The sequence below is a fragment of the Acinetobacter ihumii genome, from assembly GCF_900625095.1.
Taxonomy (GTDB): domain Bacteria; phylum Pseudomonadota; class Gammaproteobacteria; order Pseudomonadales; family Moraxellaceae; genus Acinetobacter; species Acinetobacter ihumii.
The window spans coordinates 2,917,365-2,933,522 of record NZ_LR130760.1; the positions used below are offsets into that span (position 1 = coordinate 2,917,365).

Annotated in this window: 15 protein-coding genes and 1 rRNA gene; 9 read left to right on the top strand and 7 right to left on the bottom strand. The window is 40.2% G+C overall.

Annotation, left to right across the window (positions count from 1 at the left end; genetic code table 11):
* Positions 1–31: 31 nt before the first annotated feature.
* Both E0D95_RS13720 and E0D95_RS13725 read right to left on the bottom strand, forming a co-directional pair.
* Positions 32–952 carry a mechanosensitive ion channel family protein gene (locus E0D95_RS13720; RefSeq protein ID WP_130804514.1) on the bottom strand — a complete coding sequence of 307 codons (921 nt, stop codon included), beginning with the start codon at positions 950–952 and terminating at the stop codon, positions 32–34.
* 9 nt (positions 953–961) lie between these two features.
* Positions 962–1,762 (bottom strand): DUF432 domain-containing protein, encoded by an 801-nt coding sequence (locus tag E0D95_RS13725; RefSeq protein ID WP_431830765.1) that lies wholly within the window; start codon positions 1,760–1,762, stop codon positions 962–964.
* A 123-nt stretch (positions 1,763–1,885) separates the two neighbouring features.
* Here E0D95_RS13725 and gspE point away from each other — a divergent pair, with 123 nt between their 5' ends.
* A complete protein-coding gene (gene gspE, locus E0D95_RS13730; RefSeq protein ID WP_130804518.1) occupies positions 1,886–3,373 on the top strand; it encodes a type II secretion system ATPase GspE in 1,488 nt (495 codons plus the stop codon).
* 14 nt (positions 3,374–3,387) lie between these two features.
* Here gspE and E0D95_RS13735 read toward each other — a convergent pair whose 3' ends face one another.
* The 4 genes from E0D95_RS13735 to E0D95_RS13750 form a co-directional block, all read right to left on the bottom strand.
* Positions 3,388–4,212, bottom strand: a complete 825-nt coding sequence (locus E0D95_RS13735; protein ID WP_130804520.1) for a carbon-nitrogen hydrolase family protein — start codon at positions 4,210–4,212, stop codon at positions 3,388–3,390.
* Positions 4,213–4,243: 31 nt separating this feature from the next.
* Positions 4,244–4,765, bottom strand: a complete 522-nt coding sequence (gene gigB, locus E0D95_RS13740; RefSeq protein WP_130804522.1) for an anti-anti-sigma factor GigB — start codon at positions 4,763–4,765, stop codon at positions 4,244–4,246.
* A 113-nt stretch (positions 4,766–4,878) separates the two neighbouring features.
* Positions 4,879–5,847 carry an RsbU family protein phosphatase GigA gene (gene gigA / locus E0D95_RS13745; RefSeq protein ID WP_130804524.1) on the bottom strand — a complete coding sequence of 323 codons (969 nt, stop codon included), beginning with the start codon at positions 5,845–5,847 and terminating at the stop codon, positions 4,879–4,881.
* A gap of 126 nt (positions 5,848–5,973) precedes the next feature.
* Positions 5,974–6,885 (bottom strand): MlaA family lipoprotein, encoded by a 912-nt coding sequence (locus E0D95_RS13750; RefSeq protein WP_130804526.1) that lies wholly within the window; start codon positions 6,883–6,885, stop codon positions 5,974–5,976.
* 315 nt (positions 6,886–7,200) lie between these two features.
* Between E0D95_RS13750 and rrf the strand changes: the two genes are divergently transcribed.
* The 8 genes from rrf (at position 7,201) to hisC (ending at position 14,551) form a co-directional block, all read left to right on the top strand.
* Positions 7,201–7,315, top strand: a 5S ribosomal RNA gene (rrf, locus tag E0D95_RS13755).
* A 234-nt stretch (positions 7,316–7,549) separates the two neighbouring features.
* Positions 7,550–8,998 carry an RNA polymerase factor sigma-54 gene (locus E0D95_RS13760; RefSeq protein WP_130804528.1) on the top strand — a complete coding sequence of 483 codons (1,449 nt, stop codon included), beginning with the start codon at positions 7,550–7,552 and terminating at the stop codon, positions 8,996–8,998.
* A 169-nt stretch (positions 8,999–9,167) separates the two neighbouring features.
* A complete protein-coding gene (gene hpf / locus E0D95_RS13765) occupies positions 9,168–9,506 on the top strand; it encodes a ribosome hibernation-promoting factor, HPF/YfiA family (RefSeq protein ID WP_130804530.1) in 339 nt (112 codons plus the stop codon).
* Between the two features lie 134 nt (positions 9,507–9,640).
* Positions 9,641–9,892 carry a BolA family iron metabolism protein IbaG gene (gene ibaG, locus E0D95_RS13770; protein WP_130804532.1) on the top strand — a complete coding sequence of 84 codons (252 nt, stop codon included), beginning with the start codon at positions 9,641–9,643 and terminating at the stop codon, positions 9,890–9,892.
* A gap of 6 nt (positions 9,893–9,898) precedes the next feature.
* A complete protein-coding gene (murA, locus tag E0D95_RS13775) occupies positions 9,899–11,155 on the top strand; it encodes a UDP-N-acetylglucosamine 1-carboxyvinyltransferase (protein WP_130804534.1) in 1,257 nt (418 codons plus the stop codon).
* Positions 11,155–11,841, top strand: coding sequence for an ATP phosphoribosyltransferase (gene hisG / locus E0D95_RS13780; RefSeq protein WP_130804536.1), 687 nt, complete (start codon positions 11,155–11,157; stop codon positions 11,839–11,841). The genes murA and hisG overlap by 1 nt, the downstream gene beginning before the upstream one ends.
* Before the next feature lie 219 nt (positions 11,842–12,060).
* The gene (hisD, locus tag E0D95_RS13785) at positions 12,061–13,350 is read left to right on the top strand and encodes a histidinol dehydrogenase (protein ID WP_130804538.1); all 1,290 of its coding nucleotides are present in this window, start codon (positions 12,061–12,063) and stop codon (positions 13,348–13,350) included.
* A 112-nt stretch (positions 13,351–13,462) separates the two neighbouring features.
* A complete protein-coding gene (hisC, locus tag E0D95_RS13790; protein WP_130804540.1) occupies positions 13,463–14,551 on the top strand; it encodes a histidinol-phosphate transaminase in 1,089 nt (362 codons plus the stop codon).
* 14 nt (positions 14,552–14,565) lie between these two features.
* Here hisC and E0D95_RS13795 read toward each other — a convergent pair whose 3' ends face one another.
* A complete protein-coding gene (locus tag E0D95_RS13795) occupies positions 14,566–15,831 on the bottom strand; it encodes an anthranilate synthase component I family protein (protein ID WP_165443243.1) in 1,266 nt (421 codons plus the stop codon).
* Between the last annotated feature and the right edge of the window lie 327 nt (positions 15,832–16,158).

Sequence of the window (16,158 nt, forward strand, 5' to 3'; positions counted from 1 at the left end):
ATATAAAAAGGTGGCGAAAATGCCACCTTCACTAAAATTTTGCTTCTCGTTTTAAATCTTCTTTATTGGCATATTGGTCAACTTCATCATCGGTTAATGGTGTGACAGGTGGGCGGTCTACAAAGCCCATTTTCGGTACAGGAATTTCAATCTGATTTTCCAAAAAGCCATTCCGAATCCGTTCCTGTAATTCATCACGAGTATGCAAAAAAAGTTCCTGACGGCACCAGACTGAAAATAATAATTCAATCGAAGACTCACGGAAAGCCGTGACGGTCACCTCAGGTTTTGGGTCATCCAAAACCAAAGGATATCGTGATGCAACATCCAACAAGACCTGCCGTACCTTGATAATGTCTTCCTGAAAATTGATTGCAAGGGTGATAGGAATGCGCCGTATTGGATATTTCGACAGATTCATAACAGGGGCACGAATTAATTGTTCATTGGGTAAACGAACGTAAACGTTATCCAGTGTCAGTAACTTGACGGATAATAAATCAATTGAAATCACTTGCCCTTCAATGGTGTGACCGCGAATTAAGGTGATTTGAATGGTATCACCCACCTCAAATGAACCTTCGCCAATCAGGAATAAACCACTAATTAAGTTACTGGCCGAGGTTTGAGAGGCAAAACCTAAGGCCACGGTTAAAATTCCTGCCGCACCCAAAAATACACTGAGTTTAAAGCCTGCTTCTTTGAGGCTGGCCATGACGAAAATCAGGAAAATAAAATAAAAAATCCCACGCCGCCAAACCATGCGTTGATGTGCATTAAAACGCATGCCGACCGTGCGAATAAAGGTGTTAGAAACCAGTCGGGCAAAAATAAAACCAATTAAACACAGAACAACTGCGACGAGAACTTCACTGAGTCGATCCAAATTAATATTGGTGAAAATCCCTTTGAGGCTGACAGCGACATCTTTGGGGATATTAGAATCTGCCATAATGCCTCCTTAGAAAAATGAATCAAACATATTAAATAATGCACCACCCGGCGAGCGTGGTGGATGAACATAAGTCACTTCACCTGCCAAAGGTGGTGTACGATTTTCCAGACGAATACGGGGTGGACGATCAGAACCTTCATGAATCACTTTAATCTGCGATGTCCATAAGCGGTTGGTACTTTCACTATAAAACAGCGGCAATGCCGATACAGGCACATTCATACGGTCAAAGCGTAATTGTTGACTGCTGGTGTTGTGAAACTCGACCGGTGTAACCGCTCGAAAAGCACGAGGTTTTAATAAATTTAAATCGGTACGTCCATCGACTGCGGTGGCATAACACATTTCGCCAGTACGATGATCTGGTCCAAACCACGTGTCTTTCGGGCGAATCACTGGAAGGTCGAAAATAGGCTCGCGCTGGTTTTCTACAAATCCAGAAATCCATAGCGGCGTACTAATATATAAAGTACCGCGTTCACCGGCTGGAATATAAATCGGATCGACAGGTTTAATGACCACAGACCGATCTGCCAGACGGGGCATCAGTTGGAACTCGTTGTGGGTATTACGAAACATATAACGTTCGATTTTTGCCCCTTGTGGAAAGGCAAAATGTGGATCATCAATTTTTTGCCACTGTTGTTCATAATCATGCTGATATTGTGGACGATAATATTCTAATCGCCATTCATTAATACCGCGAGTCAGGCGAAACAGAAGCGAGCCAAACTGCCATGCTTTGGATTCACTCAGTTCAAATCGCTGTTCGCCCCACCACTTTAAATTGCTCTGTTCGGGTTCCAGATTTTCGTATTGTTGCTGTGCCAAGTTCAAAAATTCCTCTGGTGAGTTTGTAAAAACAGACTTCACGCTGTATGACGCTTAGAGTACACTCAAAACTCTCTTTTTGATCATTATAAATTTGTGATGCAAATACTCAAACAAATACAAATTCCGTATAGTTTTGCCAAGCGTCATGGCGTTTTGTTGCGTTATGAAGGGGATCAGGTCTTTATTGTACGTCGTCAAAATACAGAATGGATTGCCTTGCAGGAAGCAAGACGTATTGTAGGAAAACCTGCGCAACATCAAATTTGTGATGATCAAAGTTTTAATGCATTACTCAGTTCGAGTTATGCAGGAGATACGGGTGAATCACAACAGGTTGCTGCGGGACTTGAAGATCATCCCGATTTATTAAGTCTGGCAGATCAAGTTCCTGAAGCTGAAGATTTGATGGATCAGGAAGATGATGCACCGATTGTACGACTGATTAATGCACTTTTGTCGGAAGCGATTCGCGTCAATGCTTCCGATATTCATATCGAATCTTTTGAAAAAAAGCTTTCTGTACGGTTGCGTGTTGATGGTCAATTGCGTGAAATTGTCCAGCCACGCCGTGAACTTGCACCGTTATTGGTGTCACGAATTAAAGTCATGGCGAAACTGGATATTGCCGAAAAACGCATACCACAAGATGGACGGATTTCCTTACGTCTGGCAGGGCGTGAAGTAGACGTGCGTGTTTCTACCTTGCCTTCTTCACATGGTGAACGTGTGGTGATGCGTTTGCTAGATAAGCAGGCAGGTCGTTTGAATATGACGCATTTGGGGCTGATGTCACATGATTATGAACGTCTGACGCATTTGGTACATCGCCCGCACGGCATTATTTTGGTTACAGGGCCAACTGGTTCGGGTAAAACCACGACCTTATATGCGGCACTGTCTGATCTAAATGACAATACCCGAAATATTCTAACGGCCGAAGACCCAATTGAGTATCAACTGGAAGGTATAGGTCAAACTCAGGTGAACACCAAAGTAGATATGACCTTTGCGCGTGCCTTAAAAGCCATGCTACGTCAGGATCCTGATGTGGTAATGGTCGGTGAGATTCGTGATCTGGAAACGGCTGAAATTGCGGTACAAGCCTCACTCACAGGTCACTTGGTATTATCTACTTTACATACTAATACCGCCATTGGTGCTGTGACTCGTTTAAAAGATATGGGGATTGAACCTTTCTTGTTGTCTAGCTCGTTAATCGGAGTGATCGCTCAGCGTCTGGTTCGCACCTTATGTTCACATTGCGCCACTTGGCGTGAGGCAGATGATTTTGAACGTCAATTATTTCAGCACATTAGTCCTGAGCAACATTTAAAGTTACCAGAACCGCAAGCTTGTGAGCATTGTTCACATTTGGGTTTTACAGGGCGGACTGCGATTTATGAAATTGTTCCTGTCGATGATCAGATGCGTCGTCTAATTCATGGCAATGCTGCTGAATTTGAACTGGAACGTTACGCTCGCCAATACTCAGGATCAATTCGTGACGATGGTTTAAGAAAGGTTCTGGCAGGAAAAACCACATTGGAAGAAGTGTTACGAGTCACCAATCAGGCAGAAGAATAGCTCATTCTCTCGACTTAAAAACTGATTAAACGTCGATGCTGCATCAGTGGCATCGACTCACGAATGTGATCCTGTTCTTTGGAATCAAACTCAACTGTAATCAGACCAGCACCTTCACCATCAATCATGTCTAAGAGCTGACCCCGACTATTGGTGGCTCCAGTATGACCCCAAGTCTGACGTTTTTCCCCATGCCAGCCTTGTTGTGCTGCACCAAGGACATCACATTGGCTGTCCATTGCACGTGCTTGTAATAAAAGTTGCCAATGCATTTGACCCGTCGTATAAGTAAAAGCGGCAGGTGCGGTTAAGATTCTTGCGCCTTGTGCCCGCAAATTGAGTGCCAGCTCAGGAAAACGAAGATCATAACAAACCATGAGTCCGATATTGCCAAAAGGTGTTTGAGCAACGACAACCTGATCACCTGGTTCAAAAAATTGAGATTCCTGATAACCGCCGACAGCATCACCCACTTGCACATCAAACAAATGAATTTTGTCATAACGTGCTTCAGTTTTTTCTGGGCTGATACATAAACTGACCGTACGGACACGACCATCCTGAATGACAGAACCATCAGGACGGAATGGACAGGGCAGTGTGCCTGCAATGATCCAGATATTGTATTGCTGCGCCAGCCGTTCTAAACGTTGTTGGATCTCTTCAAACCGTGCTGCGGTTTCACGTTGTTTACCCGCAGCAAAGCAGACAAAGTTTTCAGGAAACACAATCAGCTCTGCCTGTTGAGCCTTACTCTGCTGAATCAATGATTCAATGACACGAAAATTATCTTCAATGTCATTTTGAGAATTCATTTGCGCAACAGAGAGTAAAGTCATATGCAGAATTTATCCTGAAAAACTGAGGGAGCTAAGCGTTTTGCTTAGAAGATACTTGATCCAGTGTATCTTGTTCTTTTTGTAATTGTTTAACCAGTGGCTCAAACATATTCTGATTATTTTCGTTGAGTTGCATCAGGGTTCTATGTGCTTCAAGTACTGTTTTGAGCATCGCATTATGTGTAATTTCTTCTTCACATAATTCATGCGTACACACTTGTGGCTCTTTACAATAATTCAGGATGACGAAAACCTGCCCTAGCCCCATGCTGTTGGCCAGAGTTGTAATATCAGGATTAGTTGATAGCATCACTGCCTGAATATGATGGACTTGCTTGAGTTTTAAACCTAGCTTGGCCAATATTCCAAGAACAGTACTATCAATAAAAGTGGTTTCAGTTAAATCGACAATTGCACCAACCACATTTTGCTGCTGTTCAATTCGATTTAAAAGTTTGTCTAGACTTATGCAAGACTGGGCGCGTACTTCACCAATAAGTTTGAAAATATGCGTTCCATTTAAACTTGCATATTCAACATGACCTGTTGACATATAAATGCCATTTTCAGAGAAGGATAGCAAAATTATCACATAGGGCGCATAGATACTCAAGTATCCAACAGTCTTATAGGGAATAATTGAAATCTATATGATTGATTATTCAGTTAATTCAGTCGACACAGACTTAAAATAGCAATGTCATCTGCGACATGTTCAGGTGCTTTAAAGGATTGTTTTTGCAAATGATTGACCAATTGAGAAAATTGTTCGTTCAATCCGCCATCGAACGGTTCGAGTGCGCCATCTGAACAAATAATAAACCGAGTCTGTCGATTTAGAGTGCACTCATACTCTTGAATCTCCAGATCATCGGTTAAACCGAGTGGAAAACTACTGGTATTTAAAATTTTAGGTGGTTGATTGGGTTCAAAAATAATGGGTGGCGGATAATGCCCTGCACTTGACCAGCGAATCTGATGGGTTTGCAAATTTAAAATACCTGCCACCATGGTAATGTGTTTTTCAATATTTTCCTGCAATAACATGCCATTGAGTTTTTTAATCAACTCACGTGGGGTTTTAGATCGTCCATGAAAGGCTGCCATCCATGAAGTGAGTAAACTACTGGTCACACCATGACCAGAAACATCAGCTAAATAAAATAGAACTTCTTTATCGTTAAGTTTCCAGTAATCATACCAGTCACCTGATAAATAAGCTGAGGGCTGGAAAAAAGTTTCAATTTTATAATCGAGTAAATCCAGCGTATTGGGTAATAATTTCTTTTGTAATTCAGCTGCCGCAGGTAAATCTCGGCTATCCTGATTACGTTTATATTGTGCATCAATCTTTGATAAAGCTTCAGCGGGATTTTGCGGCAAATTTCCCCAAATCCAGCCTGCAAGTGCACCAAGTTGCCAAGCTTGAGCCAGTGCTGCACCTTCATCTTCACGTGCGATCACCACCGTTGGCAAAGACCACTGGTGCTCTAAAAAATCCTGAACATCCGCAATGGCAATGATAGTAGGGTCATATAGTTCCAGATCATCTATGTGAATGACTTGTAGACTCGGTAGCTCATCAACGGCTTTAGCTAAATGAGGGACTGAACGTGTCGGCTGAATAAAATACATAGACGATTAGATGTAACCTTATCAATAATCATATTTACTATAATAGATGTACTATAGAAATCAAAAGATTGCTAGAAAAACTCGGCTTCTAGCAACTTTATTAAAAACTATGATGCAACCAAATATTTAATTTTGAGTGTTGGAGTCGTCAGCATCATCTAAATCATCATCAATGAACTGGATTTGTTCAGTTGAGTTGCCTTTTTTCTCAGCAATTTGAAAACTCTTGCGCTGCAAATACAAGTCTCGAATCACAGCATATTTATCGCCTTGTAAAATTTGCTCGATATCCAACACTTGAGCACGAGTATCAATGGCTTGCAGCATATTGGTAGACCAATATAAACCTTTTTGATCATCCATTACATATTTCTGAGGTCGAGCCTGACTGTCAACCACTAAACCGAAGCCGTCACGAACAGTACTTGGACCAAAGAAAGGCAACATCAGGAAAGGTCCCGATGGTACGCCATAATAACCGAGAGTTACACCGAAATTTTCCTCTTCAGTCGGTAAACCCAAACGACGTGCAGGATCAGCCAATCCTAAAGTTGTTAAGGTATTAATGGTAAAACGACCAAAGGTTTTGGCAGCTCGAGATGGACGACCTTGAATTAACTGATTCACTGCATTCCATGGCTCACCCAGATTTTTTCTAAATAAACGATAAGAACCACGAACTTGCTCTGGCGTTTTTTTCGTATATTGCACAGCAATAGGACGTACAATGGTTCGATCCAAAGCATCATTAAACGCATAAAACTGACGGTTTAAAGGTTGCAACGGATCCTTAACTTCATCCGGCTGTGCTGCATTCGCATTGACCTTAAAATCACTGGCTTTTACATTTTTAAGATCATCTTTTAATTCTTTTAATTTCTGAAATCGAGCCTTATTTTCAGGTGTGTCAGATTCAGATAGAGAGGCAGCACCTTCTTCGGCGTTAGTCGTCGCAACATTTTCACTCTCTTGAGCAAAAACATGAAAAGACATGCCTGTAGATAGGAGTCCAATAAATACAAGTTTTGAGTAATGCATAAGAATCCTTAAACGCCTGTTGCGGCAAGATTTTATACCATTCTATATAAAGATGGTTCTATTTGAATGACTAGATCATAACTGCTATTAAAACAAATCTGGGTAAAAAATGTTAAAAAAAGATAAAAAGAATGAAAAATAGACACTCGGACTAACAATATTAAAAAAAGATATTGCGTTGATGTGAGGATGCTGTAGAATGCGCACCTATCGGCGGCGAGCTAGATAAAAACTTGTTGAAAAACAGTGTGTTGATTGGGTATTAGTGGTTTTACACTGAGATTTGATTGAGACGTTGGAAGAGTAAAAAAGTTTGCTGGCGACAATAGCAAGAGTGAACCACCTGATCCCTTCCCGAACTCAGAAGTGAAACCTCTTCGCGCTGATGGTAGTGTGGCATTGGCCATGTGAGAGTAAGTCATCGCCAGCTTTTAAATACTAAGCACCTCAACTCAAATGTTGGGGTGCTTTTTTTTTGTGATAAGAAAAATAGAAATAGAATAAGTCTTGGTATGGATGGTTAATCTACCAATCAAGCTTGAATGCTTGAGTCAGGGCTTTCGTTAATAGAGCATAGTGTTTATGTAGGATATCGTTAAAATATATGCTATAAATAAGTTATGGGCACATTTTTTGCTTTGTAACGAAGTTGGGATATCAATTTATGAAGTTATCTGTTGGATTGAAAGTCGCGAATTCTTTATCGCTTACCCCTCAATTACAACAAGCGATCCGTTTATTGCAACTCTCTAGCTTGGAGTTGGAACAGGAAATACAGATACAATTAGATAGTAACCCATTGCTCGAAAAAGTAGAAGAAGAAGGCATTATCGAAAGTCTATCGAGTTTAGAGTCAAAAGATACCAATGATTTGACACAGGATCTGAATGCGGATCATTTGCCTAATGATTTGCCTGTAGATACGGATTGGGATGATATTTACACGCATCAATCAACAGCTTTAGCATCGCCTGAGTTTGAAGAGCGTGAAGATAACCGCCAAGTTCAAAATACATTAAAAGAGCATATTTTAGAGCAGGTGAATTTACTGCATTTTTCAATGGTAGATAAATTAATTGCGTATTGCATTGTTGATTGTCTGGATGATAAAGGTTTTTTAGATGCTGAGATTGAAGAAGTTTTATTTGCAGTCGAACATTTGCTTGAAGAAGCTGACTATCATGAAGAAATTGAAATTGATGAAGTTCTCGTTGTCTTAAAATATATCCAACGTTTAGATCCAGTCGGAGTCGGTTCAACCAACCTTGCGCAGTGTCTTAAAATTCAATTGGAAATGATGGATGCAAGTATTCCATTTCGTCAGGAAGCTCTTAGTTTATTGCAATATTATGAGCTTTTAATTGCCAATGATTTAAACAAGTTATTAAAACTTTCTGGTTTAAATATGAGTCAGTTAAAAGCTGCGATCTGTCTATTAAAAACCTTAAAGCCCTACCCAGGCGCAGAGTTTGAAAGTCAGGAATCAGATTATCAAATTCCAGATGTTGTCGTGAGTAAAAAGGATAATAGTTGGCAAGTTCAGTTGAATCCAGATGTGATTCCAAAATTGCGAGTCAATTCTTTTTATTCCAATATGATTCGCCGAGCTGATCAGAGTGATGAAAATCTTTATTTGCGTAATCAAATGCTGGAAGCCAAAAATTTTATCAAGAGCATTGATGAGCGTCATAAGACACTGTTAAAAGTGGCGACCTGTATTGTGGAACATCAACGCGCTTTTTTTGAAATTGGTGCTGAAGGAATGAAGCCTTTAGTGTTGCGTGATGTCGCTGAAGAAGTTGAATTGCATGAATCGACGGTTTCTCGAGTGACGACCAATAAATATATACTAACACCGCGTGGCTTATTCGAACTCAAATACTTTTTTTCTAGTCATGTTGGCACTACTTCTGGCGGTGAATGTTCTTCAACTGCAATTCGCGCACGAATTAAAAAGATGATTTCTGCTGAGAATCCACGTAAACCTTTGTCTGATAATGCAATTGCGGTTTTATTGAAGGATGAGGGCATTGATGTAGCACGTCGGACAGTCGCAAAATATCGCGAATCGTTACATATTCCTTCGTCTTCTGAACGAAAAGTCTTGATCTAGTTTTTAAAGTGTGACTATTCTAAGGGTTCATTGTTGCAAAATAATGAATCTTTTTTTTCACCAAAGGAATAGTCGAAATGATTTAGTGATTGTGATGCAGAATTCTGTTTTTGTCATTGGATCGTATTGGCTATGACTTTATATCCTAAAGAAGGTGAGGGATAGAATTATGCAAATAACAATTCGTGGACATCATTTAGCGATTACCCCTGCAATAGAACAAACAATCAAGACAAAATTTGATCAGATGACTAAGCATCTGGATCAAGTCAATAGTTTGCAAGTTAAACTTTCCAAAGATCATCAAATTGATAAAAGAACGCACAAAGGAAGTGCAAATCATATCGCAGAAGCGATTGTGCGATTGCCGGGTGTGGAACTTTTTGCTCAGGCTTCAGCTGACGATATGTATATGTCGATCAAAAAACTAAGTGAAAAATTAAAAAGACAATTACAGAAACATCGAAAAATACAATGTCACCATCAACAGGTTCTAGTCGATATATAATTTTTTTCTTTAAAAAAGAGACCAAAACTTGGTCTCTTTTTTTATTGATAAAATACGATCATCTACTGAATTATCGGAATGATTTATAGTAAACTAACGCATTTTACGCTTAAGCTTGTATATGAGGTCTAGCAATGAATAGTGAACAGCTCACCCAAATTTTACAAGAAGCTTTCCCCAATGCGGAAGTGGCTGTCTCTGGTCAGGCTGGAAAATTTGACCTTCGTATTGTAGATGATCAGTTTGAAGGTAAACGCAGTGTTGCACGTCAACAAGCAGTTTATGGCCCTTTAAATACTTATATCGCAAGTGGCGCAGTACATGCGGTCACAATTCGGGCAATGACCAAAGACGAATGGCGCAAAGCAAGCCTTTTCGGAGCATAATAATTAATGGATAAATTTTTAATTACGGGCGGTGTTAAGCTCGAGGGTGAAGTGCGGATTTCTGGTGCGAAAAATGCAGCCTTGCCTTTATTGGCGGCGATGATTTTGGCCGACTCTCCCATTACATTGACCAATGTTCCCAATTTAAAAGATGTAAATACATTGGTGAAGCTGATTGCTGGTTTAGGCATTACAATGTCTTATGAGGGTGATACAGTTCAAGCAGATACTTCAACGTTATCCAATCAATTTGCACCTTATGAATTGGTCAAAACCATGCGTGCATCAATTTTGGTTTTAGGACCATTATTGGCACGTTATGGCAATGCTCAAGTGTCTTTGCCAGGTGGTTGTGCAATTGGTTCGCGTCCAGTAGATCAGCATTTAAAAGCCTTAGAAGCGTTGGGTGCGCATATTGAAGTTGAAAACGGATATGTACATGCGACAGTCGATGGACGTTTAAAAGGTGCGGATATTACCTTTGATATGGTCACAGTGGGTGGAACTGAAAATATTTTGATGGCAGCAGTGTTAGCAGAAGGTGTGACCACACTTCGTAATGCTGCGCGTGAACCTGAGATTACCGATTTAGCCAATATGCTGGTCAAAATGGGTGCCAAAATTGATGGCATTGATACAGATACCTTAGTGATTACAGGTGTTGAAAGTCTGCATGGTTGCGAATATGCGGTGGTTGCCGATCGTATCGAAACGGGTTCATATCTTGCTGCTGCCGCGATTACAGGCGGGCGTGTCAAAACCACGCATACTGACCCAAGTTTGCTGGAATCTGTTTTAGACAAGTTCGAAGAAATGGGAGCAGAAGTCACTCGTGGTGAAGACTGGATTGAATTAGATATGCAGGGTAAACGTCCTAAAGCAGTGAGTTTTAGAACCTTGCCTCATCCAGATTTTCCAACCGATATGCAGGCACAGCTCATGGCTGTCAATGTGATTGGTCGAGGGTTTGCAACGATTTCAGAAACGATTTTCGAAAATCGTTTTATGCATGTCCCTGAATTGGCACGTATGGGGGCCAATATTCAGGTTGAAGGTAACGATGCAGTGGTGACAGGCGTTGAAACTTTACAGGCGGCTCCTGTAATGGCAACAGATTTACGTGCTTCATTTTCTTTGGTATTGGCGGCATTGGTTGCCCAAGGCGATACTTTAATTGATCGTATTTATCATATTGATCGCGGTTATGAAAATGTTGAACAGAAATTGCAAGATTTAGGCGCTCAAATTAAGCGAGTCAGTTAATGAATGATATGAGAAACGATGATCCAAACTTTAATGTGATGGGAAATTTTGATCATGGTTTAACATTGGCACTAAGTAAGGGTCGTATTTTAAAAGAAACACTGCCTTTACTGGAAAAAGCAGGCATTAATTTGCTTGAGGATCCTGAAAAATCACGTAAGTTAATTTTTCCGACGACGCATAAACAAGTTCGTATTTTAATTTTACGTGCTTCGGATGTGCCGACCTATGTTGAAAATGGAGCTGCTGATATTGGTGTAGCAGGTAAAGATGTCCTGATGGAACATGGAGCTCAACACGTTTATGAGTTGCTGGACCTAAAAATCGCGAATTGTAAACTGATGACAGCGGGTAAGGTTGGCATGCAACGTCCGCAAGGTCGTTTGAAAATTGCGACTAAATACGTTAATTTGACTCGACAATATTATGCCAGTTTGGGCGAGCAGGTTGATGTCATTAAGCTTTATGGCTCGATGGAACTTGCGCCTTTGGTTGGGCTGGGTGATTATATTGTGGATGTGGTCGATACTGGAAATACTTTACGTGCCAATGGTTTAGAGCCATTGGATGAAATCATGAAAGTTTCTTCACGTTTAATTGTGAATAAAGCCAGCTTTAAACGTAAACAAGCATTACTTGACCCTATCCTCGCACAGGTCGAGCAAGCGGTTAGCGAACGTCAATAAAAACTGCTCGATACTTAAAACCGCTGTTTATCCACAGCGGTTTTTCTTTTTCGGATTTAAATATTGATGACGGTAGGAAATAAGATTCTATTTTTCCTATGCTGTTATTCATAATTTCCACTGATACCGGATCAGAATAAGCATAGAACTTGCCCACAAAGCACTGGAAAAAGAGTAAACTAAGTTTTTCTTTCAACTCAAAACCTTGTAGGTAAATTGATGCGACGTTTATCGACTCAAGATCAAAACTTCAAACAAGTCTTTGCAGATTTGTTGGCGTTTGAAACTGTGAATGATCCTGAACTTTTAAAAACAGTAGACCAAATCATTGCTGATGTACGTCAGTATGGTGATGAACATGTTCTTAAGCTCACTCAACAGTTTGATCGACATCCAGCGCATCAATTTTCAGATCTAGAGCTGACTCAGGCACAACTTAAAACCGCGTTTGAGGCTTTAAGTTCAGAGATTCGTGAAGCACTTGAATTGGCAGCAGAGCGTATTCGTAGCTTTCATGAGGTACAAAAGCAGGAAGGCTGGATCTATGTGGATGCTTTGGGAAATACATTAGGTCAGAAAGTTACACCGTTAGATCGAGTCGGTATTTATGTGCCCGGCGGTTTGGCATCATATCCATCTTCAGTGTTGATGAATGCAATTCCTGCACATGTGGCTGGCGTGCCTGAAATTATTATGGTGGTTCCAGCGCCAAATGGTGAACTCAATCTATTGGTGTTAGCTGCGGCATATTTAGCTGGTGTAAATCGTATTTTTACCATTGGTGGTGCACAGGCCGTTGCAGCATTGGCTTATGGAACCGAAACTATTCCTGCGGTAGATAAAATTACTGGGCCGGGGAATCGTTTTGTTGCCGCAGCCAAACGCGCGGTGTTTGGTCAAGTCGGGATTGATATGATTGCAGGACCATCTGAGATTTTGGTCTATGCAGAAGGTCAAAATAATCCCAAATGGTTGGCGATGGATGTTTTGTCCCAAGCTGAACACGATACAGTTGCCCAAGCGATTTTCATTACCCCAGATGAGCAGCTTTTGAATGATGTTGCGCAAGCTATAGAAGAGCATCTTGCGGCGTTACCTAAGGCTGAGATTGCACGAACTTCAATTGCCAATCGTGGCGCATTGGTCTTGGTCAAAGATCGAGCCGAAGCGATTGAACTGATTAATCAAGTTGCACCTGAGCATTTAGAACTTTCTCTGGATGATGCTGAAGCGATGAGTCAAGACATTCGTCATGCAGGTGCAATCTTTATAGGACGCTATACACCAGAAGCCATTGGAGATTACTGTGCGGGACCAAATCACGTCTTGCCGACCTCTGGTACAGCACGGTTCTCATCACCGCTAGGCGTTTATGACTTTCAAAAGCGTTCCAGTTTAATTATGTGCTCGCAACAAGGCGTTAAAACATTAGCCAAAACAGCAGATATATTGGCGCAACAGGAAAATCTGGATGCTCATGCACGTTCTGCCCGTTATCGCTACCAATGATCATCTAATGAGAAAAACTTTTGCCTAAATTCTCTTGGGTTAAATTTATAGAGTGCGATTCAATCATCGCGCTCTATAGAAGAGTTTAGGCAATTGTATAAGAGAAAAGACAATGTCAAATATTACATCAGAACAAAAGCGTTTCTGGAGTCCAGAGGTTCGTGAATTAGAGCCGTATACGCCGGGTGAACAACCTAAAATCCAGAATTTGCTCAAACTGAATACCAATGAAAATCCGTATCCACCTTCTCCGAAAGTGGTTGAGGCTGTGCAAGCGGTATTGAACCAGCAAGCAGATGCTTTACGTTTATATCCAGACCCAGAAGCGACTCAGCTAAAACAGGCGATTGCGACACAGCAATCTGTCACTGTAGATCAAGTTTTTGTCGGTAATGGTTCAGATGAAGTGCTGGCACATATTTTTAAGGCATTTTTTATCCAAAGTGAAGCTGTTCTTTATCCAGATATTAGCTATAGTTTTTATCCTGTTTATAGTCAGTTTTTCAATATACAAACCAAACAGATTCCACTGAATGATCATTTTGAAATTGTGGTAGAAGACTATAAACAAGCCAATGGTGGCATTATTATCGCCAATCCAAATGCCCCGACGGGAATCGCACTAACACGTGTTCAAATTGAGGCATTGCTTCAAGCGAATCCTGATCGCGTTGTGGTGATTGACGAAGCCTACGTCGATTTTGGGGCTGAATCTGCTGTGAATCTTGTAAATGAATATGACAATTTAGTGGTGTGTCAAACGACTTCTAAATCGCGTTCACTTGCTGGATTACGTGTAGGCTTTGCGATTGCGCAAGCGCATTTGATTGCAGCGTTAGAGGCTGTAAAAAATAGTTTTAATTCATATCCGATTGATCGTTTTGCCTTAGCTGCTGCGGTGGCCTCTTTTCAAGATCAAGTTTATTTTGAAGCGCAATGTCAAAAGGTGATTCAAAGTCGTGAAGCCCTGGTGGAACAATTGCAATGCATTGGTTTTCAGGTGTTGCCATCTAAAGCCAATTTTATATTTGCAACACATCCTACCCGTGAGGCGGCTGAATTAGCTGCACAATTACGTGAACAAGGTGTAATCGTGCGTTACTTTAATAAACCGCGTATTGATCAATATTTGCGAATTACGATTGGGACAGATCAACAAAATCAACGTCTGGTTGATACACTAAAAAATATAATGACATAATTATCCGCTTGTGATTATTTCTGTTTCTGCCATGTATTGAGTAAATCCAGCATGGCAGAAACTTTATCAAAACATTCCTGATATTCTGCATCACAATCTGAAGCGATCGTAATACCTCCACCAGCCCAAACTGATAATTCATCTTGATATTTTTGAATAGTTCGAATCAGAATATTCCAGCGACCTGTTCCATCATAATTAAAATAGCCAAGAGAACCACAATATGCGCCACGCGCTGCACCCTCAAGTTCTTCAATAATTTGCATGGCACGAATTTTGGGTGCACCCGTAATAGAGCCACCCGGTAAGGCAGACATTAAAACTTGTAAGGGATTAATCTCTGGTTTCAACTGGGCTTCAATTTCGCTCACCATATGATGAACCTGATTAAAGCTTTCAATTTCAAATAGTTTTGTAGTTTTAACTGAACCAGTTTCAGCATAAATACTTAAATCATTACGTAATAAATCGACAATCATCACATTTTCAGCTTGATCTTTTTTTGAGCTTTTTAATTTTTGTTTAGAAGCTGCATCTAAATTGGCATCCTCAAAACGTGGCATTGTGCCTTTAATTGGACGGGTGATTATTTTTTGATGTGAATTAAATTCAATAAATAACTCAGGAGAACAACTAAGTAATTCAAAACTATCCAGTTTTAAATAACCTGCATAAGGCGCATTGGTTAAATGCCATAATTGTTCAGCGCGACTAAGTAACATCCCCTCACAAGGTGCTTTAAATTCTTGAGTGAGATTAATCTGATAACAATCACCAGCTAAAATATAATTCTGAATATTTTGAAAGGCATGATCATATTCTGATTTTGACCAGCGAGGTTTTAATGGTTGATCTAGGCTCAGAAGCTGATTTGTTGATGATTGCGACAACACCTGTTCAAGCGCGTTCCATTGTTGTTCGGCATCAGCAGCATGACTATAGAAATACCAGCCATCATCTTGAAGTTTTATAAAACTATCATAGTGACCAAAATAAAAAGCAGGTTGAGGATGTACTGAACTTTCTACAAATTGTTGGGTTGCATAATCATAGGAGACAAAACCGATATAACCTCCGGTAAATTCAGTATGGGTTAAGTCACTATGAACTGTGTAGCAGGAATTAAACTCAAGAAAATTGTCAATATCCAATCCTTCAATCATTTCATATTTTTTTTGTGAGTTTAATTTAAAATATTTAAATTGATTATTTTGATTAATTAAATAATAACAGGGAAGAAAAGCAATGACAGGATGACTTTGATCATTTAAATAAACCATACCAAATAACTGTTTTAGTTTTATAAGAAGTTGTGATGGGTCTTTAACGTTTTGATTTAACTTGGAAAAAAATATCACAGAAATTTGCCTGACAACTAAAACAGATTTAAGGAAGTTATTTTACTACAGAACAGCAACAGACATAAAATCATGAACCGTTTATCGGGTAGTTTGCAAATTTTGACGAACAGGAGTTGAACAAAAATTAACAGAGCGGTAATTTAGAGAGGCAAATTCAGCTACTCAAGGATAGGACGTTTCTGCTGGGGAAATTCGAAAAACCGTAGAGACATAGAGTAGTGAAAACCAAAAAAAATAAATGCTCTT

Coding starts and splice junctions, on each gene's coding strand:
- E0D95_RS13720 (WP_130804514.1), bottom strand. CDS start 952: ATGGCAGATTCTAATATCCCCAAAGATGTCGCTGTCAGCCTCAAAGGG.
- gspE (WP_130804518.1), top strand. CDS start 1,886: ATGCAAATACTCAAACAAATACAAATTCCGTATAGTTTTGCCAAGCGT.
- E0D95_RS13735 (WP_130804520.1), bottom strand. CDS start 4,212: ATGACTTTACTCTCTGTTGCGCAAATGAATTCTCAAAATGACATTGAA.
- gigB (WP_130804522.1), bottom strand. CDS start 4,765: ATGTCAACAGGTCATGTTGAATATGCAAGTTTAAATGGAACGCATATT.
- gigA (WP_130804524.1), bottom strand. CDS start 5,847: ATGTATTTTATTCAGCCGACACGTTCAGTCCCTCATTTAGCTAAAGCC.
- E0D95_RS13750 (WP_130804526.1), bottom strand. CDS start 6,885: ATGCATTACTCAAAACTTGTATTTATTGGACTCCTATCTACAGGCATG.
- E0D95_RS13760 (WP_130804528.1), top strand. CDS start 7,550: ATGAAGTTATCTGTTGGATTGAAAGTCGCGAATTCTTTATCGCTTACC.
- hpf (WP_130804530.1), top strand. CDS start 9,168: ATGCAAATAACAATTCGTGGACATCATTTAGCGATTACCCCTGCAATA.
- ibaG (WP_130804532.1), top strand. CDS start 9,641: ATGAATAGTGAACAGCTCACCCAAATTTTACAAGAAGCTTTCCCCAAT.
- murA (WP_130804534.1), top strand. CDS start 9,899: ATGGATAAATTTTTAATTACGGGCGGTGTTAAGCTCGAGGGTGAAGTG.
- hisG (WP_130804536.1), top strand. CDS start 11,155: ATGAATGATATGAGAAACGATGATCCAAACTTTAATGTGATGGGAAAT.
- hisD (WP_130804538.1), top strand. CDS start 12,061: ATGCGACGTTTATCGACTCAAGATCAAAACTTCAAACAAGTCTTTGCA.
- hisC (WP_130804540.1), top strand. CDS start 13,463: ATGTCAAATATTACATCAGAACAAAAGCGTTTCTGGAGTCCAGAGGTT.
- E0D95_RS13795 (WP_165443243.1), bottom strand. CDS start 15,831: ATGGTTTATTTAAATGATCAAAGTCATCCTGTCATTGCTTTTCTTCCC.